The sequence below is a fragment of the Bradyrhizobium sp. LTSPM299 genome (assembly GCF_000938235.1).
Classification (GTDB): domain Bacteria; phylum Pseudomonadota; class Alphaproteobacteria; order Rhizobiales; family Xanthobacteraceae; genus Bradyrhizobium.
The window spans coordinates 1-25,769 of the sequence record NZ_JYMU01000039.1 but is presented as its reverse complement, the minus strand read 5'-3'; the positions used below and the strand labels follow the sequence as shown (position 1 = coordinate 25,769).

Genomic DNA, 25,769 nt, shown 5'->3' with positions numbered 1-25,769 from the left:
AGGTTATTTAGGATATTTCGTGGAGGCGTCGTGTCGCGTTTGAATGTCAGAGCGTTTTCGAGTGAAGTGGGCACCGGTTCGCGTGAAGAAAACGCGTCAAAACAAAAGACTAGGGTCCCGTTCCGATTCCATCGGAACGGAAAAGGCTCTAGAATCACTGCGGCGCTGCTCAGCATGGCAGTGGCAGGTTGCTCGGTCGGCCCAGATTTCGAGGCGCCCAACTCGCCCTTGCTCACCCGCTACACCTCGCCCGGTGAACGTGCGGCACCGGACCCCGACGCCAAAAAGACGGTGCCGACCCAGGCGGTTGTGCTCGGCGGGAGGGCAGCCGCCGATTGGTGGATGCTGTTCAGGTCACGCGACATCGATCTGGTCGTGAAGCAGGCCATGGCGGGTAACCAAACGCTTGAAAGTGCAAAGGCACGACTGGCACAGGCCCGCGAAGCGGTCGCGGCTGCCACAAGCGCGCTCTATCCCCAGATCGGGCTGAGCGCCAACGACCAGCAGGAGAGACTAAGCGCACTCACCTTCGGATTGTCGCCCAGCGTTGTTCCGCTGCCATCGAATTTCAATGTTTTTCAAGTCGGCCCGACCGCCAGCTACACGCCTGATCTGTTTGGCGGAACGCGTCGGCGGATCGAGCAGCAGTCGGCGCTGGCGGATTATCAGAGCGACCAGTTGGATGCGGCCTATCTGGCTTTGACCGGCAACACGGTTTCCCAGGCGCTTCAGGTAGCCGCGGTTCGCGCTCAGCTGAATGCGCTGCGCGATCTCCTCACCATCGATCGTCAAAATGTCGATCTCGTGCGTAAGGAGCGCCAAACCGGAACGGTGCCGGACAGCGATGTCATTACCGCCGAAAGCCAGCTTGCGGCGGACGAAACAATACAGCCGGGACTTGAACAGCAGTTGAGCGTGGCCAAGCACGCCCTGGCGGTTCTGGTCGGGCAGGCACCGGGCAACTGGTCGTCGCCGGATTTCGATCTGGCCACGCTGACCTTGCCGCATCGTCTGCCCGTCAGCATTCCGTCGGAACTCGTTCATCAACGCCCGGATATTCATGCGGCGGAGGCACAACTCCATGCTGCGAGCGCCGAGATCGGAATAGCGACCGCGCAACTTTATCCGTCCATCACGCTATCAGGAGGGCTGAGCGCCTCTTCGTTGAATGGAGGCAATCTATTCAACCCGGCCGGGGTCGTATGGAGCGTCGCCGCGGGACTTACGCAGCCGATCTTCGACGGTGGCATGCGCGAGGCCGAACGTCGCGCCGCGCTCGCCGCGTTCAAGGCCTCTGCCGCTGATTACCAGCAGACGGTGTTGCAAGCTTTCGGGCAAGTTGCGAACATCCTGCAAGCGCTGACGCATGATACGAATCTGCTGGCTGCTCAAAAACATGCGCTGGCCATGGCTTCAGAGGCTGTACGTCTGCAGCGCATCAGCTATGGCAACGGCGGCTCGGGCATTATCGGGTTGCTCGATGTTCAGCGGCAGCTTCAGCAGGCCCAACTCGGCTATATTCGCGCGGAGGCGCAGCGCTACCAGGACACGGTTCAGCTGATGGTAGCCGTGGGCGGAGGCTGGTGGGACCAAAAACTCGCCTCAAGGGAAAACGAGAGCGGTCGGGCCCAGCGCTTGAGCATGATCCGGGAAAGTGGGACCCGGTTTTCTCTCGCGACAAACGCGAAGCGTTTGCGCTGAGATCATGCTCAATCAAGAATGATAGAACGGGATGACGATTCGAAGATAAGTCATCCCGCTCAAATTGAGCCTCGGCCGATATCGATCGCCAATTTGTCGGTGCGATATCGCTATTGTCCGTGTCTGATCAGTACGTCCCGGCACGCCTGATGCAGCCGGGTACGATTGTCCTTCAGGCAGGCCAGGACAGCGAAATCACCCTGATCGGTAAACTTGCTGCAGAACTGCTTGACGTCGTGGACGCAATTCTTCTCGTCCTGGTCGGTGCCAGCATGCTGGGCAAAGGTTTCGGTCGGCAGGCTCGCGACCAACGCGAGGGCCAGGAGATACTTGTTCATTTGCGTTTCCTTTCTTTTTGCGATCATCCGCCGCGCCGTGCGTTAGCCCTGACTTGCTCACTTCTGCTTTTCCATCGAGACTCGCACGCTTCGGTGAGGTTGAGTTTCAGAACCTTCAGGGTTTCCAGCAGGCGCAAACCCTCCGCCTCGGATAGTCCGTTCAGTGCCTCGTTGTGTGTTATCTCGCCGAACTTGCGCGCCCGCGTCAGCTTCAGCCGTGCGGCCGGCGTAAGCCGGAGGATCCGGACCCGCCGGTCCGACGGATCCCGATGTCGTTCGACCAGTCCACAGGACTCCAGTCTGTCCAAGATGCGCGAAAGGGTGATCGGCTCGATCTCAAGAAGCTCGGCCAATCCACTTTGGTTGATCCCTTCGTTCCGAGCCAGATAGGCCAGCGCCTGCCATTGAGATCGGGTCAGCCCGAAGTCGCGCGCAACCTGTTCAAATCTTTTCCTCAGCAACCTCGCGACTTCGTGCAGCAGGAAACCGAGCGTTGGTAAATCGCGTTCCACAACCCGGTACTTCCTACGCTTGCTTATCTTAAGCTTGCTTATTAAAATTGGTAAGCTTGCTCATTAAAAAATCAAGTGGCGTTGCTGCATGATCGTGCATGCTCCTCTAATCGTGAATGCGGCGCTGGAGAAGTTGCGGCAATATTGCGGCAACGGTCGGCGATGATGCCGGTGCGGTATGTCAGAAACTCTGGAGCGGCATGCGGAGCGGATGGTTCCCGCAGCGGAGTCACGGTGAAGCGCATGCCATCTCATGGTCGAGGCTTGCTACATCGATGGTATTCGAGAACGAAAGTCGCTCAGCAGAATAGCGACCTCTGATGCCTGCCGGGTGCTCGAAAAGCTTGGCGGGTGCGCCGCGGCTCGAACCGGGGACCCGATGATTATTTAAGGATCATGTGGTCAAATTTCGAACGACCACTTCCGGCGCGAAGCGCGCATAGCCTTTGGTGGCGATGAAAAATTCCTGATATGTCAGAAAAAGTCCCCGGCACTTTTTGGACTTGCCTAATTTCTGAGTTGAGTCTGCGTTCCGGTGTAAAGGGGAAGTTGGACCTTGAGACCCCGAAGGGCGGCTTCTGGCGCGAAGCGGTCGTTCGTGTATTGAGCGATTCTGGAACGCCCGATCACATCGCACATCGTGAGGAAGTCGGAAGCCGTATCCCTTATCCTTCCTCGTGATCCAGGCGTTCGAGGAAGGTACGGACGATCGATGCGATTTCATCAGTTGCCTCGTCGAGTGCGAAATGCCCCGCTTCCAGAAGATGGACTTCTGCTCCCGGCACGTCGTCAGCATAGGCGGTTGCACCGAAGACGGTGAAGGAGGGATCATATTTCCCCCAAACCACCAGCGTTGGCGGCTGTACTTCGCGAAGCCATTTCTGCCAGCGTGGATAGGAGGCGATGTTGGTCCGGTAGTCCAGGAATAGCGTGGCCTGGACGTCTGCTTGGCCCGGACGAGTGAGGAACGCGTACTCGTCTGTCCACGTATCCGGATCGTAGCGATCAGGGTGTGAACTGGAGCCGATGTGGCGCTGGCGCGTCGCTTCGAAGGACGTGAAGTTGGCCTTGAGGTTCTCGAGTTCGCGGACCGGATCTGCCCAGTATTTCTTGCGTGCCTCCCAAAGCGGGCTCAGCCCCTGTTCATGAGAGACCGCGTTTTGGATGATGATCGCGCGAACGCACTCAGGATGGGAGAGCGCCAAGCGAAAACCGATGGGCCCTCCGTAGTCCTGCATGAACAGGACGTAGCTTGTGATCCGAAGCTGTGTCGTGAATTCTTCGGTCACCCTGGCGAGATTGTCGAAGGTGTATTCGAAGTTGGATGGGGAGGGCGTGCTGCTGTGACCGAAGCCGGGATAATCGGGCGCGATGAGATGATATTTGTCGGCCAGAAGGGGTAGCAAAGGCTCCCACATTCGGGATGAGGACGGAAAACCGTGAAGCAAGACCACGGTCGGCGCATTGGCCGGTCCCGCCTCGCGGTAGAAGATCTCTAGCCCGCCAATTTCGACCGTGCGATAGGAAATCGAACGTCGGCTCGATCGCAAATCTTGGGTTAATGCTTGGACTGTCATGTGCGATCATTATTCCTGGGCTTGGATCGTCGTCGGGCCGAACTAACTGCCGTGGCGGCGCGATCATGCTGATCGACGGCCGGTGCCGTAGGCGAAGCTCTCATTGAAAGCGCCCCACCGACAGCGATCCCGCCGCAGCAATCACAGGGAATTGCCACCCGCCACAAGCATCGCGTCAGCTTCCGCACGTCGGACCACGCTCGTGAGCTCGGGGGTGAAACTTGTGTCATCAGCCGCGATGTGTCCAGTCAGTCGCGCGGTAACCTCCTGCAACACCCAGCCGTTGCCGTCCGGATCGCTGAACGAGGCGTACGAGGCGTAGCTTTTTCGTTGTGGATTAGGCCCGCTGACCAGGTCTTCCGCGCTGGCATGGTGGAATATGCCGCCGGCGTCATGGAATGGCTCGCTGATCCCGACGCCACGGCGGAGCAGTTCGTCGCGGGCGGCCTGGATGTCAGAGACGATCAGGTGCAGCCCCTTCACTGAGCCGGGCGCGGCTGCAGTAACGTTCTTGCCGAAGATAACCGAGCATCCGGATCCCGGCGGCGTGAACTGGATCACCCGGAAGTCATTCCCGTCCGTGTAGTCGATGTCGAGCCTCCAACCCAAATCGCTATAGAAGCGCTTGGCGCGATCGACGTCCGAGACAGGGATGACGATGACCTCAAGCTTCATGTCGATAGTGCTCGCGCGCTGCGTCTCAACCGTGGATTCTCTCCGCATTTCAGCGATATTCATAACCGGCTCCTTGGAAGTGATGATTGTCGAGAACGTAAAGGGCTGCCTTCAAGATGTTGCAGCGAGGGCAGGCCTGACGGCTTCCCGGAGCGCCGATTCGAGGATGTCGACGTCCTGCGCGACGGAGCCGCCGCTCACGCCGACGCCCGCGACCAATTGGCCCTCGCTGGTGAGCGGCGCTCCGCCGCCCATTGAACAAAACCGTCCCCCGGACAGCCCCATCAAAGGGAAAAGCTCCTGCCCAGGCTGCACGAGCGGGGAGATGTCGGCAGTTCGAAGCCCCACCAGCGCCGACGTGTAAGCCTTCCGTTCCGACAGCTCGATCGAGAAAGCCGGCGCTCCGTTCATGCGGTGCTTGAGAATGATGTTGCCGTGAATATCCATGACACAAACGGCAACCGGCACTCTGGCGCGTGCTGACTGCGTTTCGACACGGTCCGCAATATTCTTGGCGAAGGTAAGCAAATCCATGGCATTGTCCTCTCTGATGAGTGTTGCGCGGAAGGGAAAATTCAGGTTCGAGTGCGTCAGCCTGCCTGGCCGAGCTGCCCCACATAGAATCCGAGGCGATCTTCTGCGTCGCCGGGCTTATGAAACCCAAGCTCAAACAAGGCCTTTATCTTGCCCTGCGCAGCCGGCCGAGCAATCGAGGCCATGCATGCGTCCCAGCCGGCAGCGATCTCAACGTCCTGCGGCAGGCTGGCGGCACTCACAAGGCGCTTCGTGTTCGCGATCGCCCACTTGTCAAACGACGCGATGCGCTTCGCCAGCGCGTCGACGAAGCCGTCGAGTTCGCCGTCCGGCAGGGACCTGTTCACATAACCATAGGCTTCAGCGAGGTCGCCCCCGATGTCGTTGGAGCTCAGGAGCACCTCCAGCGCTCTCTGTCTGCCCATCTGCCGTGGCAGACGCGCCATGGGCCCGCCGCCAGCGACCAGGCCGACCCCTACTTCCCACTGCGACAGAAGTGTTTTCTCGCGGCTCGCGAAACTCATATCGCAGGCCAAGGCGATCTCGCTTCCGTTCCCTGTCGCGCGGCCGCGAATCAAAGCGATCGACACGACGGGCGCCCGCGTCAGCCGGACCAGTATGTCCGGCCACGCCTCGAGTCCCGTCGGCCCTTGGGGCATGCTCGTCAGATCCTTCATGTCGGCGTAAAAATCACTGTGGTTCAGGAAAAATCCGTCAACGGCACTCTCGAAGACCAGAACCTTGACCTCCTCGTCGGCCTCGACGGCCGCGATGATCTCTCTCATCTCGCGGACGAACTGCGGGCCCATGACGTTCAACGGAGGATTGTCGAACATAACCCGCCAATAGGCGCTTGATGAGCGAGTGACCCGTATCTGTGCCTTCTCTGTCTTTGCGTGCATTAGAGCCTCCGTGCGTTGGTTCTCGTTAAACAACAGTGATAGGATGACGCAGCCAACGGCGCCGCGTGATTGTGCAAACTGCGGGTCGATGGCGTCGGCGAGGCGCCCATTGAAAGTGCCTCTCCAACGGCAAATCGCGACCGCATCTATCGGAAATCAGCAGTCACTTGGTGGACTCGATCTAAGACGCCCGAGCGGCCTTTTGCTTCAGCGCCGCCATCAGGGTCTTCGCGGCCGGGCCTGAGGAATGTGGGTTCTGTCCCGTAGTCAGCAGACCATCGCTGACCACGTGCACCCCCCAGTTGGCCTTCTTCGAGAAGGTGGCGCCCAGTTTCAGCATCTCGTCTTCGACAAGGAAGGGCACCACTTTGGTGAGGCCGATCTCTTCCTCCTCGCCATTGGTGAAGCCCGTCACCTCCTTGCCCTGCACCAGAGGCTTGCCGTCTGGCGACTTGACGTGACGAAGCGCGCCCGTGGAATGACACACGATCGCGATCGGCTTGCCGGCCGAGATGAAAGACTCGATCAGCTTGATGGAGTCTTTGTCTTCGGCGAGATCCCACATCGGGCCGTGGCCGCCGGGGTAGAACACAGTGTCGAAGTCTTCCTGCCTGACGCTGTCAAGGCGAACGGTCTTGTCGAGTTGAGCTTCCGCCGCTGCGTCCTTCTCGAACCGGAGCGTAAGGTCAGTGCGGGAATCGGGCTCGTTGCTCTTGGGATCAAGCGGCGGGCGACCGCCCTTCGGCGACGCGAGTGTGATCTCAACGCCGGCGTCCTTGAAAACGTAGTAGGGAGCTGCGAGCTCTTCGAGCCAGAAGCCTGTCTTTCGTCCGGTGTTGCCCAGTTGGTCGTGTGATGTGATCACCATCAGCACCTTCATGACGCTCTCCATTGTTTGCAGTCATTGAATGAAGCGCCGCCTGGCACCACGAAGAGATGCTTCGGCGGAATTCCGTCTCTTCGCAGCTCGTTGCCGAACAGAGCTTCGGAAAAGTTGCGAAAGCGAGTGACGCTGTTGTTAGCTCAACGACCGCACGGCATTCACTCATACATTGAGCGCCAATCACTCATACATTGATATGAGCGATGTCTTCCCATCGTTGGATGGCTCAGAAAGCGGCGGACAGACATTATGCGTTCAACGCCGCTCGTATCATGACGCCAATTGCTTCGATATGTGTGGGCCAAATGACAGGTGACGCACATGATTGGTAAAAACAGCCTGCAAGTCCTTGGCCGAAGACGATTTCTTGGGGTTGCTGCCGGAGCACTGGCGACAACACAGCTCTCGCCCGGCGCTAACGCGGGGCTGGTCCTCGACGGATCCATCGAACTGGCCCAATCCGAGGCGCCGGGTTCGCTCTCATCCTTGAAGCAGATCGATGCCGGTGCGCTCAACGTCGGCTACGTCGAAGCAGGTCCGATCGACGGACCAGTGGCCATTCTATTGCATGGCTGGCCTTATGACATTCACAGCTTCGGAGAGGTCACCCCGCGCCTGGCGTTAGCAGGGTTTCGCGTCATTGTCCCCTTTGCACGCGGCTATGGCTCGACGAGTTTCCTGTCAAGCGAAACTCCCAGGACCGGCCAGCCGTCCGCCTTGGCGGTCGACACAATTGCCTTGATGGACGCGCTCAACATCAAACAGGCGACCATCGCCGGCTTCGATTGGGGAGCCCGCACTGCCGACATTGTCGCCGCACTCTGGCCGGATCGTGTCAAGGGTATCGTCTCGGTGAGCGGCTATCTGATCGGAAGCCAGGAGGCGGGGAAGATGCCTCTGCCTCCGAAGGCCGAGCTTCAGTGGTGGTACCAATACTATTTTGCGACAGAACGTGGTCGCGAGGGGTACTCCAAATACCGGCGAGAGTTCGCAGAGTTGATCTGGAAACTTGCGTCGCCAAAATGGGCATTCGACGACGCGACGTTCGCTCGCAGCGCGGCGGCCTTCGATAATCCGGATCATGTCGATATCGTGATTCACAATTATCGATGGCGGCTCGGGCTCGCCCTGGGCGATCCAGGCCTGGATGAGTTGGAATCGAAGCTGGCCGCTGCACCGCGGGTCAGCGTGCCGACCATCACGCTTGAGGGCGATGAGAACGGGGCGCCGCACCCCGACCCGGCGGCCTACGCCAAGAAGTTCTCCGGCAAGTACCAGCACCGGCTCGCGAAGGGCGGGATCGGCCACAATCTGCCTCAGGAGGCTCCGGAAGCCTTCTCCCAAGCCGTCGTCGACGTCAGCAAAACCTGACCCAAGCATCTCTACATCAGGAGCAGTGCCATGAAAGATCTCATCTATCAGCCGGACCAAATGACAGCCGCCTTTGAAAGCCGCCAGGATCGTCGGCAGTTCCTCGGCACCGCGGCGATGGGCATCGTAACCGCAGGAGCGGCGGGCCTGCTTCCGACACAGCCGGCTTCGGCAGCCAAGGACGATGCCATACGTCCCTTCCGCGTCAACATTCCCAACGACGAGCTTGTCGACCTGCGCAAACGCGTGATGGCGACGCGCTGGCCCGACAAGGAGACGATCAACGATCCGTCTCAGGGCGTGCAGCTGGCGACGATCCAGCAGCTCGCGCGGTACTGGGGGGCGGACCACGACTGGCGGAAAGTCGAAGCGCGGCTCAACGCTGTGCCGCACTTCATCACCGAGATCGACGGGCTCGATATTCATTTCATTCACGTTCGCTCGAAACATGAAAATGCGCTGCCGATGATCGTGACCCACGGCTGGCCCGGCTCGATCATCGAGCAGCTGAAGATCGTCGATCCGCTGACCAACCCCACGGCGCATGGTGCGAGCGCATCGGACGCTTTCCATCTGGTGATCCCGTCGCTGCCTGGATACGGATTTTCGGGCAAGCCGACGGCGCCGGGGTGGACCCCTGTCAGCATTGCGCGTGCGTGGGCGACGTTGATGCAACGCCTCGGCTATACGCGGTACGTGGCGCAGGGTGGGGATTGGGGCAATGCCGTGTCCGAAGTGATGGCGCTGCAGCAGCCGCCGGGATTGCTGGGCATTCACACCAATATGGCGGCCACCGTTCCAGCCGATGTTTCAAAAGCTCTTTCGGTGGGCGGGGCGCCGCCCGCTGGCCTCTCGGGCGATGAAAAACATGCGTGGGATCAACTCGATGATTTTTACAGGCACGGCCTGGGCTACGCCCAGGAAATGTCGAACCGGCCGCAGACGCTTTACGGAATCGCGGATTCACCGGTCGGCCTCGCGGCGTGGATGCTGGATCACGACATTCGCAGTTACGGCATGATCTCACGCGTCTTCGATGGAAAGACCGAGGGGCTTACTCGGGACGACGTGCTCGACAACGTCACGCTCTACTGGTTGACGAACACCGCGATCTCCTCGGCGCGCCTCTACTGGGACACCACGCAGATTTCGACAGGAGGTGGTTTCTTCGACGTCAGGGGTGTCAAGATCCCGGTTGCCGTCAGCGCCTTCCCCGACGAAATCTATGCGGCCCCGAGAAGTTGGGCCGAGCGGGCCTATCCCAAACTCATCCACTACAACAAGCTCGACAAAGGCGGCCACTTTGCGGCCTGGGAGCAGCCAGAACGTTTCTGCAGCGAGATGCGGGCATCGTTCAAGTCGCTGCGCCAATCCATCTGAATAAGCCTGCCATGCAGGCATCGTTGAAAAGCAAGGCACGCTTGACGTGCGTCATCTTTGAAACGGAGTGGAGAATCATGAGCGTCCAATTGGAGAAAGAGCGCACGGCCAATCCGGCTGGCAAGGTCATCTATACGGCCAAAATTCACACGGTTGGCGGACGCGAAAACGGCGTTGCGCGCAGCGCTGACGGCCGCCTCGACGTCAAGCTTTCCTTGCCCGGCTCACCGCGCGCCGGTACCAATCCGGAGCAGCTTTTTGCGGCCGGATGGTCGGCCTGCTTCGAGAGCGCGATGGGCATCGCGGCCCGCAAGCGAAAGGTCACGTTGCCCGAACTCTCCATTGACGCCGAGGTCGACCTGCATCTTACGGATGGTGAGTACTCCCTGAGCGCTCGGTTCGATATCAGCCTGCCTGGTCTGGACCGGGGCGTTGCCCAGTCGCTCGTTGAAGAAGCCGAAAGGCTTTGCCCTTATTCGAAAGCCACGCAGGGCAATGTCGACGCCGTGTTCAACCTGATTTGAGCAAAACCGCAATGTCTCGCATCCATCAGCCAGACCAGGCGACCTTCAGGTCGATCCTGCCCGAAGAAATTGACTGGAAGCCATTCCCGGCGTTTCCGCCTGGAGCTCGTCTGGCGGTTTTGGTGGGCCATCCCGCAGAACCCGGTCCTTATGTGGTCAGGGTCAAGGTGCCGGACGGCACGAAACTGATGCCGCACAAGCATCCGGAAGATCGCATCTATACGGTCATGTCGGGCGTCTTCTACATCGGACTCGGCGAGACATTCGATGGCGAAAGGGTGAAGGCCTATCCGCCCGGAAGCATCATCGTTTTGCCGGGCGAAACCTGGCATTTCCATTGGGCGAAGTCCGGCGAATACGTCACGCAGGTAACGGCGATTGGCCCGCTTGGCCTCGAATATCACGACTCGCACGACGATCCGCGCCATCGGCACGGGTAGGGTTTTCAGGAATGATCATCACCGGCATTGAGACCGTCCCACTGTGCATCCCGTTCAGGGCCGGAACCAAATCCGATGCTTCCGCCTGGGGCGACGGCAACCTGGCGGCAGCGGACTCGCTGCTCGTCAAGGTGATGACCGATCAGGGATTGGTGGGGTGGGGCGAGGCCTTTGGCTTTCGCGCGGTCGCTTCCGCCAGGCTCGCGATCGATCGGCTCGTGGCGCCGCTCTGCATCGGCCAGGACGCGACGCGGATCGAGCCGCTGATGCTGGACGTCCAGAAGAAGCTGCACGTCTTTGGCCGGGGCGGGGCCCTGGCGTTCGGCATTTCGGCAGTCGACATCGCGCTCTGGGATATCGCGGGCAAGGCCGCCGGCATGCCGCTATGCCAGCTTCTGGGGGGTGGAGCGGTCGAGCTGAACTGCTATGCGAGCCTGGTCCGCTATTCCGAGCCTTCGCTTGTTCGCGCTGCCGTTCGGCAGGCAATCGAAGCAGGATTTCGCACGCTTAAACTTCATGAGATAGAGCTTCCGGCCATTCGCGCCGCCCGCGAAGAAGCCGGGCCTGATATCGAGCTGACGCTCGATGTCAATTGTCCCTGGACGTTGTCCGAGGCGCGTCAAATAGCGGAAGAGCTCAAGGCGATTGACTTGAAATGGCTGGAGGAGCCGCTTTGGCCGCCTGAGAATTTTGACGGTCTCGCCGAGTTGAGAAGGACGGGCGGCATCCCGATCGCCGCCGGCGAGAACGTCTATACGCTGATGGATTTCGAGCGCCTTCTGGCGGCAAGGGCCGTGGACTTTGTTCAGCCGAGCCCGGCCAAAATGGGCGGCATCAGCGAGTTACGCAAAATCTTTCCGCTCGCGGCCGTCCACAATATCCCTGTGATGCCGCACTCGTTTTACGACGGCCCGGGCCTGCTGGCGGCGATCCACGCGACTGCTGCGCTCGGAACGGCGGAGTGCATGATAGAGTGGCGCTGGTTTGATCTTGAAGCAACGATCTATGGGAGCGTACTCAGGCCGAAGGGCGGCCGGGTTTCGGTGCCGCGGGGGCCGGGCCTTGGAATTGATCCGGATCCCGATGTCATCAGGGTCTATCGCTGGAAATAGGGCATGGCCGAAGCCTACGAGATCATCGAGCATAGTTACGACGTTGTGATTGTCGGCGCTGGCGGTGCCGGGATGAGGGCCGCGCTCGGTATGGCTGCATCCGGACTGAGAACCGCTTGCGTCACCAAAGTATTTCCGACGCGCAGCCATACCGTCGCCGCTCAGGGCGGCATGGCGGCCTCGCTCGGCAACATGGGCGACGGCGACAATTGGCGCTTTCACATGTACGACACGGTCAAGGGCTCCGACTGGCTCGGTGACCAGGACGCGATCGAATATATGTGCCGCGAAGCGGTACCCGCGGTGCTGGAGCTGGAACATTTCGGCGTTCCGTTCTCGCGCACCAAGGATGGCACAATCTATCAGCGTCCGTTCGGCGGACAGACCATCGGCTTCGGCAAGCAGATGGCTCAGCGAACCTGTGCGGCAGCCGATCGCACTGGCCATGCCATCCTGCACACGCTCTACCAGCAGTGCCTGAAGCACAACACGGAGTTCTTTGTCGAATATTTCGCGCTCGATCTGTTGATGCACGACGATGGTTCCTGCCGCGGTCTACTCGCCTGGAACATGGAGGACGGGACGTTGCATTGCTTCCGGGCGCACCGCACCGTGCTCGCAACCGGCGGCTATGGCCGCGTCTATTTCTCCTGCACCGCTGCGCACACCTGCACCGGCGATGGCAACGCCATGGCGCTCCGTGCAGGGCTCCCGCTCGAGGACATGGAGTTCACGCAGTTTCATCCAAGCGGCATCTACGGTTCGGGCTGTCTGATCACGGAAGGCGCGCGCGGCGAGGGCGGCTATTTCACCAATTCGGAAGGCGAGCGCTTCATGGAACGCTATGCGCCGAGCGCCAAGGATCTTGCCGGACGCGACGTGGTTTGTCGCGCCATGACCATCGAGATCAACGAGGGGCGCGGCTGCGGCCCGCACAAGGACTACATCGAGTTACACCTCGAGCATCTCGGTGCCGATATCCTGCATGAGCGCCTGCCCGGGATCAGCGAGACCGCCAGGATTTTCGCGGGCGTTGACGTGACGCGCGAACCGATCCCGGTTTTGCCGACGGTTCACTACAACATGGGCGGCGTGCCCACCAACCTGCACGGCGAGGTGGTCACCAAGCGCGACGGCAATCCCGAAACGATCGTGTCCGGTCTGATGGCAATCGGTGAAGCGGCCTGCGTTTCCGTGCACGGCGCCAACCGGCTCGGCTCCAACTCGCTACTCGACATCGTCGTGTTTGGCCGCGCTGCGGCACACCGGGCGACCCAGATGTTGCGGCCGGGCGAGGGCCATCCACCGGCGCCACCAGCTGCAACCGAGCGGGCGATCGACCGGCTTGACCGCATCCGGTGGTCAAAGGGCAAGACCGGCGCCGGCGAGATCCGGCTCGCGATGCAACGGACCATGCAGCGGCATTGCGCGGTGTTCCGCACCGGTTCGTTGCTCGACGAGGGCGCGGGCAAACTTGGCGACGTCATCGCGGCGATGCGGGATGATCTGGCGGTGGCCGACCGCTCCATGATGTTCAACACCGACCTAGCTGAAGCGCTCGAGCTCGACAACATGCTGGCGCAAGCCAATGTCAGTTTGCGGTCGGCGATCGGCCGAACCGAGAGCCGCGGCGCGCATGCGCGCGAAGATTTCCCCAAACGGGACGATGAGAACTGGCTCAAGCACACGCTGTCCTGGCTCGATCGGGAGGGGCGCGTCCGGCTCGACTATCGTCCGGTGCACCTGCAGCCGCTGTCAAACGAGGTGGCCACGATCCCTCCGAAGGAGAGGGTGTATTAACGTTTCACCGACCACCAAAACGGGAGGCGGTCAAGGCTGGATCATGGCGATCGGACCAAGGGTTGAGTGCGTATTGAATCTGATTACGAAGGCTGCAGGAGAACTGAAAATGGCAAAGGGATATTGGATCACCTTCTATCGCTCCATCTCCGATCCGGCAGCGCTCGCAGCTTACGGAAAGCTTGCCGGGCCAGCCATCACTGCCAATGGCGGCCGCTTTCTTGCGCGCGGCGAAGCCGCGAAGGCCTACGAACAAGGGATTGCCCAGCGCACCACGGTGACAGAGTTCGACAGTATCGAACAGGCCGTCGCCGCCCACAATAGTCCCGCCTATCAAGCGGCATTGAAAGCGCTCGGCAACGCGTGCGAACGGGACGTTCGTATTGTCGGAGGCGTGGACTGAGGCGGATACAGCCTATCGGCCGAGTTTCCGACGGTTTGGTTTGAGAGCATCGGCCATCCGAACAAGCTCGGCATAGGTTCGCGCGCCCATCTTGTGCATGGCCGCGCCGCGATGAATTTTGACCGTGATTTCGCTGATCCCGAGGTCACCGGCGACTTGCTTGTTCATCTTGCCGGCCGTGACGAGCAACATCACTTCCTGTTCGCGCGGCGAAAGGGTCTCGAAGCGCTCTTTCAACTGCGAATCATCGTTCTCGACGATCCGGCGCTGTTGATCGCGCTCGATGGCAGCCATGACGGCATCGAGCATATCCTGGTCACGAAACGGCTTGGGCAGGAAGTCAACGGCGCCATGCTTCATGGCGTGAACAGACATCGGAATGTCTCCGTAGCCGGTCATCATTACCACCGGGATTCCGACGCCGATCTGGACCAGCCGGGTTTGAAACTCGAGGCCGTTCATATCAGGCAATCTGACGTCGAGGACGATGCAGCCAGGCCGGTCCGAGAGGTTTGCGGAAAGGAAGTCCTTCGCCGTGGCATAGGTTTGAGTCTGAAGCCCGACCGAGTCGAACAGTCCTTCCAACGCGCCGCGCATGGAGGCATCGTCATCGACGACGTGCACAAGGGGCTTCTCGTTGGTGGCGTTCTGCATGCCTTCAGACGTACATCCCTGCTTTTGCGGAACTGTTAGCATGAATGGCAACGGAGCAGGGATCACACCTATGTATAGGTCGGAGAGCTGCTCTCCGCGCTCCCGCTCAAAAAGTCCAATTGTGACGGTGCCTTAGCTTGCGCTTGCCGTTGCAGCGGGCGCGTAGATCGAGAAAAACGACCCTTCTCCCACCACCGATCGGACTTCGATCCGATGGCCGAGCACCTCGAGCGCACGACGGACGAGAGAGAGCCCGATGCCCAAACCGTTACTGCGTCCGGGCGCAAGGCGCGTGAACGATTCGAAGATTCGAGGCAATTGGTGTTCCGGAATGCCGATGCCCGTGTCGTATACGTCGATCCTGATTTCGCGCCCCTTGCGGCGGCAGCCGATCAGAATGCGCCCTCCGGGTTCTGTGTATCTTATGGCATTGGTCAATAGATTCTGGAGGATGCAATCGAGCAGGACCGGATTGCTCACGACATGGGCATTCGTTGTAATCGCTCGAAAATCGACACCTCCCTGAATGGCGGCATCTTCGTTTTCGTGCCGGAGGCGCCAGAACAAAGGCCCAAGCCCAACGGAGCAGACCTCTAACGCATTGGCCCGCTCGGCCAGGTAAAAGGCATCCACCAGACAATTAAGCTGTTCGGTCAGCTTCGTGACGGCCCGCTCGCCTCGATCCAGCCATGCTTGCTGCGGCATTTCTTCCAGGCGCGAGCGCAGCAGGGAGTAGGTCCCCTGAATGACGTGCAAGGATTGTCGGAGGTCATGTCCGAGCATACCTACAATCGTTGTCTGAAATTCCCGTGCTGCAAGAGCATTATCAAGCCTCTGATCCTGCATGGTCGGTGCGACGATGAAGCTTTCGATCGTTCTCATGTTGACCCCGCCTGTTGGCTTTCGAGAGCAGGTTGCATGAAGAGCCGGTCGAGGGGCTTTTTGCCATCCTACGTTTCGGTGTCGTCGATCAGCTTATCGTATGATGTTTGCGGCCAAGATCCTCTGGCCGAGCCGCTAGGCAGGGCAGGAGGGGACCCTTCCGTATGATCCATTCAACGCCTCCGTCGGCTTGAAAACGCTGGCCAATTTCTGAGCTGGCCGCCTTCCCTGAAGACCGACTATAACACTCTTGTATAATTCCTGGGCATCGCCAGCGCGTGCCAAGGTTGCCTTTCCCCACTTCTTCAATTCAATTCGGGGCAAGGATGCCGAGTGCCGACAGATCTCGAAATTGCAGTCATCGACGATGACGAGTCATTCCGAGTAGCGCTCGTGGAATCGCTGTCCTCTCTCGGGTATGGAGCTGACGGATATGCCTCCGCGGAGGACTATATTCGCACGATCGGAGGCAAGTCGTTCGATTGTGTTGTCACGGATATTCATATGCCCGGCATGAACGGGCTGGATCTGATGAAACGCCTCGCCGCACAGGGCTCGACGATACCAGTCGTGTTGATCACAGCACGTTCAGACGCGAATCTCGAAGTCAAGGCGGCCGCTGCGGGGGCCGCGTGTCTGCTCAGAAAGCCTTTTGCGATAAATAACTTAATCCAGTGCATCGAAGGAGCTGTGCGATAGTAAACGTCAATAGGACGAAACAGCGGGCGCGGGTCTCCTGCTTTTTGAGGATTGCGGCGAGCGCGCCACATGATACCTTTTCATGAGCCGATCATTTTGCGGTGTCATCCTTGATGGGGATATTTCGAACTCGCCGTGAGCGCGGACTGAAAAAGTAGAGACAGATTCTCAACACAAGCGGGCGACAGGTTGAGCAGGACGACTGAACCGATTGCTTTTGCTGGTTCGCGACTTGGCGAAAATCGTCGTGCGCGCGCCTTCTCCAGTAGCGACGATGAAGCCTCTCGCGTTCCCCCGATTAACGACACAGTCCAGGCGCTGTCGCAGGAAGGCGATGGTCTTTTACGTAGGATCCAGCTTCCGGCTACCGATGGCCACCCAAGTACGTCGGTCACCGTGCTTGCGGCCTCTGAGCGCCCAACACCCAATGGCTTGAACAGACTTGCTCGCGAATATGAGCTGACGGAATACCTCGACCGTAGCTGGGCGCTGCAGCCGCTGGAACTGGTGCGGGAGAACGGCCAAACTACTCTGATCCTCGAGGACCCCGGAGGCGAGTTGCTCAGCCAGCTGCTCGGCACGCCTATGGTAATCGAGAGGTTCTTGCACCTTGCGATCGGTATCACTGCGGCTATCGGCAAGATGCATCAGCGAGGTCTGGTTCACAAGGACATAAAGCCTGCCAATGTTCTGGTGAACAGCCACGACGGGGAGATCCGGCTCACTGGCTTTGGAATAGCGTCGCGCGTCCCGCGCGAACGGCAGCCGCCCGGGCCTCCCCAGTTCATCGCCGGTACCCTTGCCTACATGGCTCCGGAGCAAACCGGTCGGATGAACCGATCGATAGACTCGCGCAGCGATTTGTACGCGTTGGGCGTAACCTTCTACCAAATGCTGACGGGAAGCTTACCCTTCGATGCGGTCGATGCGATGGAATGGATCCATTGCCACATTGCACGACAGCCGGCCTTGCCCACCAGCCGGGTGCCGGACGTGCCGCTTACGATATCCGCAATTATCGCCAAGCTGCTCGCGAAGGCGGCAGAGGATCGCTACCAAACTGCAGTTGGATTGGAACAAGATCTCCGGCGCTGTCTGGCGGACTGGAAGACGTTGCACCGGATCAATCCATTTTCCCTCGGGGAACACGATATCCGAGGCCAACTCCTGATCCCGGAGAAACTATATGGGCGCGAGCCTGACATCGATGCCCTCCGGGCGGCCTTCGATGGCGTTTTGTTGAGCGGCGCACCGGAATTGGTGTTGGTCTCCGGCTATTCCGGAATTGGCAAGTCGGCAGTGGTCAACGAACTTCACAAGGTTCTTGTTCTGCCACGAGGTCTTTTTGCATCGGGCAAGTTCGACCAATACAAGCGCGACATACCTTACGCTACGCTGGCGCAAGCTTTCCGAGGCGTCATCCGCCAACTTCTTGGCCAGACCGAAGCCGAGTTAAGCAAGTGGCGCGACAACCTTGCCCAGGTGCTGGGACTGAATGGCCTGCTCATCACGGATCTCATCCCGGAATTGAGGTTCATAATCGGAGAACAGCCGCCCGTGCCAGAGTTGCCGCCGCGGGAAGCGAAGGTCCGTTTCCAGCTGGTATTCCGTCGCTTCATCAGCGCCTTCGCTCGACCGGAACATCCGCTCGCGTTGTTCCTGGACGATTTACAGTGGCTCGATGCCGCTACGCTCGATTTGATCGAGGATTTGCTGACGCAGTCCGACGTGCGTCACCTGCTGCTTATTGGTGCCTATCGCGACAACGAAGTAGGCTCTGCCCATCCGTTGATGCGCAAGCTCGAAGCGATCCGCGAAAGCGGAGCAAAGACCCGGCATATCATTCTCGCTCCATTGGGTGCGGAGGACCTGGCGCGGCTGGTGACTGACTCATTCCACTGCGATTCGGATCGAGCGGAACAACTCGCAGGGCTGATCTTCGAGAAGACCGCCGGCAATCCATTCTTTGTGATTCAGTTCATGACCACGTTGGTCGATGAGGCGCTCATCACGTTCGACCACGCCAATGCGCGATGGTGCTGGGATTTGAGCCGCATCGACGCCAAGGGGTACGCTGACAATGTCGTGGACCTCATGGTCGGAAAGTTGAATCGGCTTCCGGTGGAGACCCAGGAGGCCCTGCAGCAGCTTGCATGCCTTGGCAACAACGCCGGAACAGCATTGCTTTCGATGGTTCGCGGGAGCCCGGAGGAAAAGGTCCACGCGGATCTATGGGAGGCCCGCCGAGCCGAGCTGGTCGTCCGTTTGGAGGGGGTCTACAAGTTCGCGCACGACCGGGTTCAGGAAGCCGCATATTCATTGATTCCGGAAGGGAGGCGCGCTGAGGTTCATCTAAGGATAGGAAGGTTGCTCCTGGCGCATGTCCCTCAGGATAAGCGTGAAGAGGCGATCTTCGATATCGTGTCTCAATTTGAACGGAGCGCTGGACTGATCGCCTCGCTCGAGGAACGCGAAAGGATCGCTGAGCTCAATCTGATCGCGGGCATACGCGCCAAAACGTCTGCAGCTTACATGTCGGCGCTCAAATATCTTGTTGCCGGCGCGGCGCTCTTGAGCGAGCAGTGCTGGGAGAGCCGACACCAGCTTGTCTTTCAGCTGGAATTGCATCGGGCCGAATGCGAGTTCCTTAGCGGGCAACTCAAAGCCGCAGATCATCGGTTGACGATGCTGTCATCCCGGGCCGCAACGACCGTCGAGCAATCGGCGGTCGCATGCTTGCGGGTGGACGTATATGTCATGCTTTATCCAACTGATCGCGCGATTGCAGTTTATCTCGACTACCTCGAGAAACAGGGCATTAAATGGTCGTCTCGCCCAACGATCGAGGAAGTGCAGCGCGAATACGATAAGGTCTGCTTGCGGCTCGGAGATCGCGCTATCGAGGATCTCGTCGAACTGCCTCTAATGAGTGATTCCGCCGCTTTGGCTACGCTTGATGTTCTGACCAAGGCCATAGCGACGACGGCGATGTTGACAGACGGGAGGAATCTTCTCGGTCTAATCGTTTGCCGGATGACAAATCTCAGCCTCCAGTATGGAAACAGCGACGGCTCATGCCTTGCTTACGTGTGGTTTGGCTTGATCGCCCGCACGCTCTTCGGCAATCACAACGACGGAGCAAGATTCGGCCGGCTAGGACTCGAACTCATTGATAAAAAGAACCTAAGGCGCTTTGAGGGTAGAACCTATCGGATTTTTGCAGAGAATTTTTCCCTATGGATGGAGCATATCGGAATTGGTTGCAATCTGTTGAGGCAGGGTCTCGAAGCTGCGAAAAGGATCGGCGACGTCACCTATGCAGCATACATTGCGGACACCTTGAGCAGGTTGCTTCTGGCGTCCGGACAGTCGCTCGCCGAAGTTCAGCATGAGACCGAGATCGGGCTCGAATTGGCCACGGCGACCCGCTTCGAGTTCGTGATTGACCTCATGATCCCACGACTCGAATTCATCCGCGCTCTGCGCGGCTCGACTTCAAAATTTGATCTTTCTGAATCCGAACGGTTTGACGAGGCCGTGTTCGGGCAGCATGTGGCGATCGACCAACGGAAATTGGTCGCCAGACTCTTCTACTGCATCAGGAAGCTCCAGGTTTGCTATTATGCCGGGGAGTATTCCGTTGCACTTGATGCCTCAAGGGCGGCCGAGCCGCTGCTTTCGATGGCCGTGGCGTTCGTTGAAGGGGCCGAATATCACTTCTATACTGCGCTTTGCCACGCGGCCTCCGTCGAGCCGGGAGATACTGAGGAGCGTCGGCGCCACGTGGACGCTCTGGCGATTCATCACCAACAGATTGTGGTCTGGGCGACTCAATGCCCGGAGAACTTCGAGAACCAGGCCGCTCTTGTCGGCGCCGAAGTCGCGCGCATCGAAGGACGTGAGCTGGAGGCTGAGCGGCTATATGAGCGGGCCATCCATTCCGCCGGCACGAACGGCTTTCTAAATAATGAAGCCCTCGCTAATGAGCTCGCGGCGCGTTTCCACGCCTCCCGCGGCTTCCAGACGATCGCAAATGCTTATCTGCGAGAGGCCCGGTCTTGCTATCGACGTTGGGGCGCGGAGAGCAAGGTACACCAGCTAGACGCGCTCCATCCCCATCTGCGCGAAACCGAACCGGCGAAGGCAGCTGCCGCGACGATCGCAGCGGAGATCGAGCAGCTCGACTTCGCAACAGTAGTCAAGGTGTCGCAAGCCCTGTCGGGCGAGATGGTGCTGGAGAGGCTGATCGATACGCTCATGCGCCTGGCTATTGAGCACGCGGGTGCCGAGCGAGGCGTGTTGCTCCTGTCGCGCGGGAATAAGCTACGTCAGGAGTCAGAAGCGATCACCAGCGGCAACGGCATCGTCGTTCGTCGACCATACGATCCAGAGTCAGCACTTCCCGATACGGTGGTGCAATACGTCACGCGATCCCGGGAAATCGTGATCCTTGACGATGCCTCAATTCATCCGACTTATTCCGCGGATACCTACATAGTTAGGCGCAGGGCAAGGTCTATCCTATGCCTGCCGCTCGTCAACGGATCCAAGATAAACGGAGTAATTTATCTAGAGAACAATCTCACTCCCTGCGTGTTCACGCCGAGTCGAACCTCGGTACTGAAGCTACTGGCATCACAAGCTGCAATCTCTCTCGAAAATTCCTATCTCTATGGTGATCTCGCGCAGGCGGAGAAGGCACTCTCGGCAAGCGAGCGCAATCTCCAGCTTCTCATTGACACCATACCAGCGTTGGCGTGGTCAACGCGTGTTGACGGTTCAGTCGAATTCATAAACCAGCGTTATTGCGACTATGTGGGACTGCCCCCCGAGCAACTGCTGGATTGGGGTTGGACGGCGGCGGTTCATTCGGACGACCTCGGCGGCCTCAAAAAGGTTTGGGCAGAAGTGATGGCTTCCGGAAAAGGTGGCGAGGCCGAAGCGCGGTTTCGAAGATCTGACGGCGAATATCGCTGGCTCCTGGTGCGCGCGAACCCGTTGCATGACGACAGCGGCAATATCGCGAGATGGTACGGCGTCAACACCGATATCGAAGACCGGAAGCGCGCCGAGCTCCATCTTGCCCGCGAAAAGCATGTTCTCGAAATGATCGCGTCGGCTCGACCGCTTCGCGACGTTTTGGAAGCGTTGTGCCGGTTCTTCGATGAGGCGGCGATCGATTGCTTCTGTGGCATTTATCCTATCGACGGCGCGACATTTCAGTTTGGCGTCGCACCCTCGCTCCCCGCCAGCTATACCGATCCAATCGAAGGGCTGTCGGTCGATTCCGATGACTCTCCGCGTGGCCAGTCGATCAGCGAAAAGAAGCAGGTGATTGCAGAGGACATCGGATCTGACCCTCGTTGGGCGGAAGCCCCTTGCCGTGCTCACGTGCTGAAGCATGGGCTGCGGGCGGTCTGGAGCACACCGATTAGCTCAGGAGAGGGAACAGTCGTTGGCACTGTTTGTGTCTATCAGCAGAAACCAGGTAGTCCGTCGCCGTATCACCAGGAACTCATTGCACATGTTGCGCATCTCGCGAGCATCGCGATCGAGCGTTCGCAGGCTGAAGCCTTGCTCAGGCGAAGTGAGTTCTACCTCACCGAAGGTCAGAGGATAGGCCTGACCGGCACCTTCGCATGGGATGTGGCTACGGATGAGATCACGTTTTCAGATCAACTCAAGCGCATTTGGGAGTTCGAGCCGCAGACCGTGGTGACGTTTGATCTGCTTCGCGGCCGTACCCACCCGGAAGATCTCCGAATCACGGGTGCCTACCTGGAGCAGGTGCGTGCGGGATTTGACAATCCAGATTATGAGATGCGGCTGAGAATGCCGGATGGTCGGACTAAATATCTATGGGTGTGCGCGCGCGTGGTGAGGCACGAAGATGGCCGACTGGAGTGTCTCGGTGCCATTCAGGACATTACGCGACGTCGGCTTGCGGAAGATGCGCGCGACAGGGTTCGTTCCGAACTCGCGCATGTGAGCAGGGTCGTCAGCCTTGGGGCGTTGACGGCATCCATTGCGCACGAAGTCAATCAGCCGCTCGCTTCGATCGTTACGAACGGTGAGACGGGGTTGCGCTGGTTGGTGCGAGCCGAGCCCAACCTGGCGAAGGTCGAAGACCTCATAAAACGCGTGGTCAACGATGCCCGAAGAGCGGCCGATATTATCGACCGCACCCGCACCATGGCAAGCCGAGGTAGCACACAGAAGTCATCGATTATGCTTGCCGAAATCATTACGGAGTCGACGACCTTCTTGCATTCTGAGTTCCAGGAGAGGGGCGTCTCGGTATCCCTCGACTTGGCGCCTGATCTTCCCGCGGTGTTCGGCGACCGTACCCAGCTGCAACAGGTCATCGTAAATCTTGTCATGAACGCTCTGCAAGCGTTGACGATGTCGGAGGCAGCGAGCAAGAGCATAGCCATTCGAACGGCGCAAATCGATGCGGATACGGTGTGCTGCATCGTCGAAGATAGCGGTCCCGGCATCGACACTGAGCATCTGCCGCGTCTGTTCGACAGCTTTTTTACGACCAAAGAGACCGGCATGGGATTGGGCCTGCCGATCGCTCAGTCGATCATTGAAGCACACAATGGGGTCATTAGAGCTGACAACAAATCGGCCCTCGGCGGGGCCAGACTTATCATCGAGCTGCCTGCAAGCCTTTCAGTGAGCCAATAGTGGATTCACGAAATGATCCGAGAGACGACGGGCCAGTCCAGAGTGTGTTTCCCGCGTCGTTGGTTGCTCGCCAAGGACGGTCATCCCGGTGAGCCGTTTGCTCAGTTGCCTGAGCCGCTCGGCAGATCCTGAACCTATCGCGTACTTTCTAATATAGCGCCGTATTGACTCTGTCAGTTCGGCCTAACGCGATGCCGCAATCTTCTCGACCGGCTGCTTCTGGCGCACAGCGGACATTCGGTTGACCGAGAAGGCAATCCGCACGACCTTTCGGCTCGACGGCGCTATCGCGATGGATACTCGTAATTTCGAAGTTCGTGAGCGCGGCTTGACACATGTCCGCTATCCGGCGAAGTGCAGAGTCAAACCAGACATTGCGTCGCGTTGTTCTAATTGGAATCGTTTGGTGACGGTACTTTGCAGACGGAGATCGAACACGGCGCCGGCCGCTTCGAAGTGCTACAATCGACCGAATGATGCCGATAGCTAGCGAAACCACAAGAATATTTTTGCGATGATTTTCCCTTTAAAATCAAAAGCGTAACTTTTTGGCGGACCCATCGTTGGAATATGTTCGGCCGCAGGAAAAATTTCGGAGGAATTTCAATATGCTATGCGTGATTTTAACAATCGAGTGGGAGTAGCGCGGCCGGCTACGATCGCGCATTCTAGCGTAGTCCGGTGGAATTGTTCTCGATCCTCTCGCGTTGAGGCGCTGACCGAAGTAGTGAGTTTTGCTTACCATGGTCGAGGTCTGTAATCCACCGCGGCTCTGTAGTGGAGTATTGCGGCGCAGTTAATCGTGCAGAAGAGCGGGGTGTCCAAAGCTCCAGTTTCGAGCAACGGCAGGCTTTGGCGCAAAGCGGTCGCTGAGATGTGCAAATCGTAAATCTCGCTAGCTTTCGCTGGCTGGGCCTAGCCCAAACTTCTCATGATGGATTGGACGGAGATCAAGTTTTTCACATAGTTAGTGCACTACGTGTCTACGACGTGGTGCACCGGGAGATCAAAGAAAATCTCACTAGAGGTGGCGAGCATCCCCTCTAAGTTGGGAAGAACGCCTTCGGTGAGCGGGCAAAAGTATGGGACAGACTAACGCGCCGGCGCAGCAACCCGACCAGCGGCCAGGCTGAGATTCGGCTCGCCGGCGATCGCGTCGCCGTCATATCCGGATGTCTGCTTCGCTTCTGACCGGTGACCTGGCGGGGAGAGATGCTTTTGGCGCAAAGCGAGCGTTCGCTCTGTATCGCATGTCTCGGATGGGTTATGAGCCGACATCGGCATGCACAGGTCGAGAGCAAAAAATGCCGCGGCCATAGACGGCCGTACCAGATAAGGGGGCGTCCCAAATGGTTGGAAGCCCGTGTCGAGTTCGGTCCAAGAAATTGCCGGCGGTTCTTCCCGACAAGAGCCGCCCAAGGCTTCTGAGGAACGGACCTTGACGAAGCCGGGATATCGTTAGCGCCTTTCGGTTGCCGATATGGGCTAGGGGCCGCGAACGATCGCCGTGCTCATTGACATAGCTTATGCACCAACTCCGCCACACGCGCATCTGCGCGACGCAGGCGGCGACAGAGCTCGCGGTTAACATTTTGAAGCACTATGACATAGGCGTGTATGTCTAGCTTATAATACGTATACAGATTTTGAGCTGTAAGTTCGTAAAGCACGGTTGCTGTCGCTGCTACTACCGTGGCGGATCGATTTTGCATTTCGACCAAGGTCATTTCGCCAAAGAAATCCCCTGGGCCGAGATCAGCGGTGTGAACGAGCTCGCCTGAATGTCCTTGCCTGCTTACCTTAAGCTCTCCTGAATGGACGACGAACATCGAACGTCCGGGATCACCTTCAGCTATAATGATCTGACCTGCTTGGATTCTGCGCTCGACTAACATGGAGAGCAACACGTCAAGACTGGCATCTGAAAGGCCACCGAAGAACGGTGTCGCGTGCAAGAACGCTTTCAGATCGGGAGAGCTGACAGCCATCAGGACACTATACGCCACCGCTTCAATGGCAAGCAACAAGCTCCCTCCGGCACGGCCGCGCCTAGCCCCCTCAGACGCGGACAGAAAACATTCAGGTCAAAAATGAAAGAGGCCGCCAACTGAGGCGACCTCCAATTCGCGAGCAACTCAGAAAGGCGGCTGCCCCGGTCCCGACCCCGGACCAAACGGGCCGCGCTGATTGCCTGGGCCCTGCAAGCCGCCAAAGATCAGGCCGCCGACCCACAGGACGGCGTCTTTGATGGCGCCGCCGATGGCACGGAATGCGTCACCGAGCCAGTTGCCGCCGACGACCATTTCAAGTTCCGAATCATTCAGTTCGATGATTTCCGATTTGGCATGTTCCAAGTTCAGCATTGTGATCGCTCCTATCCAGGTTATGTATGCGAAGATGTTGAAACGTGTGGTTCTCAGCGGTGAAAAATGCCACCAGGCAGCCATGGGTTCGGCCCGGCAGGCTGATGGGTGGTGATCTTTCCATCAACAATCCAAGGGCCGATGCAACCTCCATCATTGATGAAGCCACCGAACACGGCGTCCAACTCACGGTCGTCCAGCTCTTTACGCTCTCGATTGCTGCGCTCAGTCATTTGGGTCTCCCGCTGTCGAGGAAGGGATTATTCCCTCCCATCTGGTGTCGCAGGAATATCGCGGCCGGTTTGTTTAGACTGTGATGCGAGTCACAG

General features: G+C 58.8%; 22 protein-coding genes. 10 read left to right on the top strand and 12 right to left on the bottom strand.

The window, feature by feature from the left end; genetic code table 11:
- Positions 1–30 precede the first annotated feature (30 nt).
- Positions 31–1,701: an efflux transporter outer membrane subunit gene (locus UP10_RS20175; protein ID WP_197086860.1), complete on the top strand. Its 1,671-nt coding sequence runs from the start codon at positions 31–33 to the stop codon at positions 1,699–1,701.
- 110 nt (positions 1,702–1,811) lie between these two features.
- Here UP10_RS20175 and UP10_RS20170 read toward each other — a convergent pair whose 3' ends face one another.
- The 7 genes from UP10_RS20170 to UP10_RS20140 form a co-directional block, all read right to left on the bottom strand.
- Entirely contained in the window at positions 1,812–2,039 is a 228-nt protein-coding gene (locus UP10_RS20170; protein ID WP_044589038.1) for a hypothetical protein, read from the bottom strand.
- 23 nt (positions 2,040–2,062) lie between these two features.
- Complete coding sequence (locus UP10_RS20165) at positions 2,063–2,551, bottom strand: MarR family winged helix-turn-helix transcriptional regulator (RefSeq protein WP_044589037.1); 489 nt, start codon at positions 2,549–2,551, stop codon at positions 2,063–2,065.
- 665 nt (positions 2,552–3,216) lie between these two features.
- Entirely contained in the window at positions 3,217–4,128 is a 912-nt protein-coding gene (locus tag UP10_RS20160) for an alpha/beta fold hydrolase (protein WP_044589036.1), read from the bottom strand.
- 141 nt (positions 4,129–4,269) lie between these two features.
- The gene (locus tag UP10_RS20155; protein ID WP_044589035.1) at positions 4,270–4,866 is read right to left on the bottom strand and encodes a VOC family protein; all 597 of its coding nucleotides are present in this window, start codon (positions 4,864–4,866) and stop codon (positions 4,270–4,272) included.
- Positions 4,867–4,914: 48 nt separating this feature from the next.
- Entirely contained in the window at positions 4,915–5,337 is a 423-nt protein-coding gene (locus UP10_RS20150; protein ID WP_044589034.1) for a GlcG/HbpS family heme-binding protein, read from the bottom strand.
- Positions 5,338–5,393: 56 nt separating this feature from the next.
- Complete coding sequence (locus tag UP10_RS20145) at positions 5,394–6,239, bottom strand: enoyl-CoA hydratase/isomerase family protein (protein ID WP_044589156.1); 846 nt, start codon at positions 6,237–6,239, stop codon at positions 5,394–5,396.
- A 181-nt stretch (positions 6,240–6,420) separates the two neighbouring features.
- On the bottom strand, positions 6,421–7,119 hold the full coding sequence (locus tag UP10_RS20140) for a type 1 glutamine amidotransferase domain-containing protein (protein ID WP_044589155.1): 699 nt from the start codon (positions 7,117–7,119) through the stop codon (positions 6,421–6,423).
- A gap of 324 nt (positions 7,120–7,443) precedes the next feature.
- Here UP10_RS20140 and UP10_RS20135 point away from each other — a divergent pair, with 324 nt between their 5' ends.
- The 7 genes from UP10_RS20135 (at position 7,444) to UP10_RS20105 (ending at position 14,152) form a co-directional block, all read left to right on the top strand.
- The gene (locus tag UP10_RS20135; protein WP_044589033.1) at positions 7,444–8,493 is read left to right on the top strand and encodes an alpha/beta fold hydrolase; all 1,050 of its coding nucleotides are present in this window, start codon (positions 7,444–7,446) and stop codon (positions 8,491–8,493) included.
- A 30-nt stretch (positions 8,494–8,523) separates the two neighbouring features.
- A complete protein-coding gene (locus UP10_RS20130; RefSeq protein ID WP_283807666.1) occupies positions 8,524–9,873 on the top strand; it encodes an epoxide hydrolase family protein in 1,350 nt (449 codons plus the stop codon).
- A gap of 77 nt (positions 9,874–9,950) precedes the next feature.
- Positions 9,951–10,397 carry an organic hydroperoxide resistance protein gene (locus UP10_RS20125; protein ID WP_044589153.1) on the top strand — a complete coding sequence of 149 codons (447 nt, stop codon included), beginning with the start codon at positions 9,951–9,953 and terminating at the stop codon, positions 10,395–10,397.
- Between the two features lie 11 nt (positions 10,398–10,408).
- Entirely contained in the window at positions 10,409–10,837 is a 429-nt protein-coding gene (locus UP10_RS20120) for a cupin domain-containing protein (protein ID WP_044589032.1), read from the top strand.
- A gap of 11 nt (positions 10,838–10,848) precedes the next feature.
- Positions 10,849–11,949, top strand: a complete 1,101-nt coding sequence (locus UP10_RS20115) for a mandelate racemase/muconate lactonizing enzyme family protein (RefSeq protein WP_044589031.1) — start codon at positions 10,849–10,851, stop codon at positions 11,947–11,949.
- 3 nt (positions 11,950–11,952) lie between these two features.
- The gene (sdhA, locus tag UP10_RS20110; RefSeq protein ID WP_044589030.1) at positions 11,953–13,749 is read left to right on the top strand and encodes a succinate dehydrogenase flavoprotein subunit; all 1,797 of its coding nucleotides are present in this window, start codon (positions 11,953–11,955) and stop codon (positions 13,747–13,749) included.
- Between the two features lie 109 nt (positions 13,750–13,858).
- Positions 13,859–14,152 carry a DUF1330 domain-containing protein gene (locus UP10_RS20105; RefSeq protein WP_044589029.1) on the top strand — a complete coding sequence of 98 codons (294 nt, stop codon included), beginning with the start codon at positions 13,859–13,861 and terminating at the stop codon, positions 14,150–14,152.
- Between the two features lie 12 nt (positions 14,153–14,164).
- Here the strand turns inward: UP10_RS20105 and UP10_RS20100 are convergent, their stop codons facing one another.
- Positions 14,165–14,806 carry a response regulator transcription factor gene (locus UP10_RS20100; RefSeq protein WP_044589028.1) on the bottom strand — a complete coding sequence of 214 codons (642 nt, stop codon included), beginning with the start codon at positions 14,804–14,806 and terminating at the stop codon, positions 14,165–14,167.
- Between the two features lie 132 nt (positions 14,807–14,938).
- A complete protein-coding gene (locus UP10_RS42150) occupies positions 14,939–15,688 on the bottom strand; it encodes a sensor histidine kinase (protein ID WP_082077188.1) in 750 nt (249 codons plus the stop codon).
- Positions 15,689–16,021: 333 nt separating this feature from the next.
- Here UP10_RS42150 and UP10_RS20090 point away from each other — a divergent pair, with 333 nt between their 5' ends.
- Both UP10_RS20090 and UP10_RS20085 read left to right on the top strand, forming a co-directional pair.
- Positions 16,022–16,387: a response regulator transcription factor gene (locus UP10_RS20090; protein ID WP_044589027.1), complete on the top strand. Its 366-nt coding sequence runs from the start codon at positions 16,022–16,024 to the stop codon at positions 16,385–16,387.
- Positions 16,388–16,576: 189 nt separating this feature from the next.
- On the top strand, positions 16,577–23,077 hold the full coding sequence (locus tag UP10_RS20085; RefSeq protein WP_082077187.1) for an AAA family ATPase: 6,501 nt from the start codon (positions 16,577–16,579) through the stop codon (positions 23,075–23,077).
- Positions 23,078–24,588: 1,511 nt separating this feature from the next.
- Here the strand turns inward: UP10_RS20085 and UP10_RS20080 are convergent.
- From UP10_RS20080 to UP10_RS44450, 3 genes are all read right to left on the bottom strand, one after another.
- Complete coding sequence (locus tag UP10_RS20080) at positions 24,589–25,065, bottom strand: Crp/Fnr family transcriptional regulator (RefSeq protein ID WP_044589026.1); 477 nt, start codon at positions 25,063–25,065, stop codon at positions 24,589–24,591.
- Positions 25,066–25,212: 147 nt separating this feature from the next.
- Entirely contained in the window at positions 25,213–25,440 is a 228-nt protein-coding gene (locus UP10_RS20075) for a hypothetical protein (RefSeq protein ID WP_044588932.1), read from the bottom strand.
- A 53-nt stretch (positions 25,441–25,493) separates the two neighbouring features.
- Complete coding sequence (locus tag UP10_RS44450) at positions 25,494–25,673, bottom strand: hypothetical protein (protein ID WP_156180165.1); 180 nt, start codon at positions 25,671–25,673, stop codon at positions 25,494–25,496.
- Positions 25,674–25,769 lie beyond the last annotated feature (96 nt).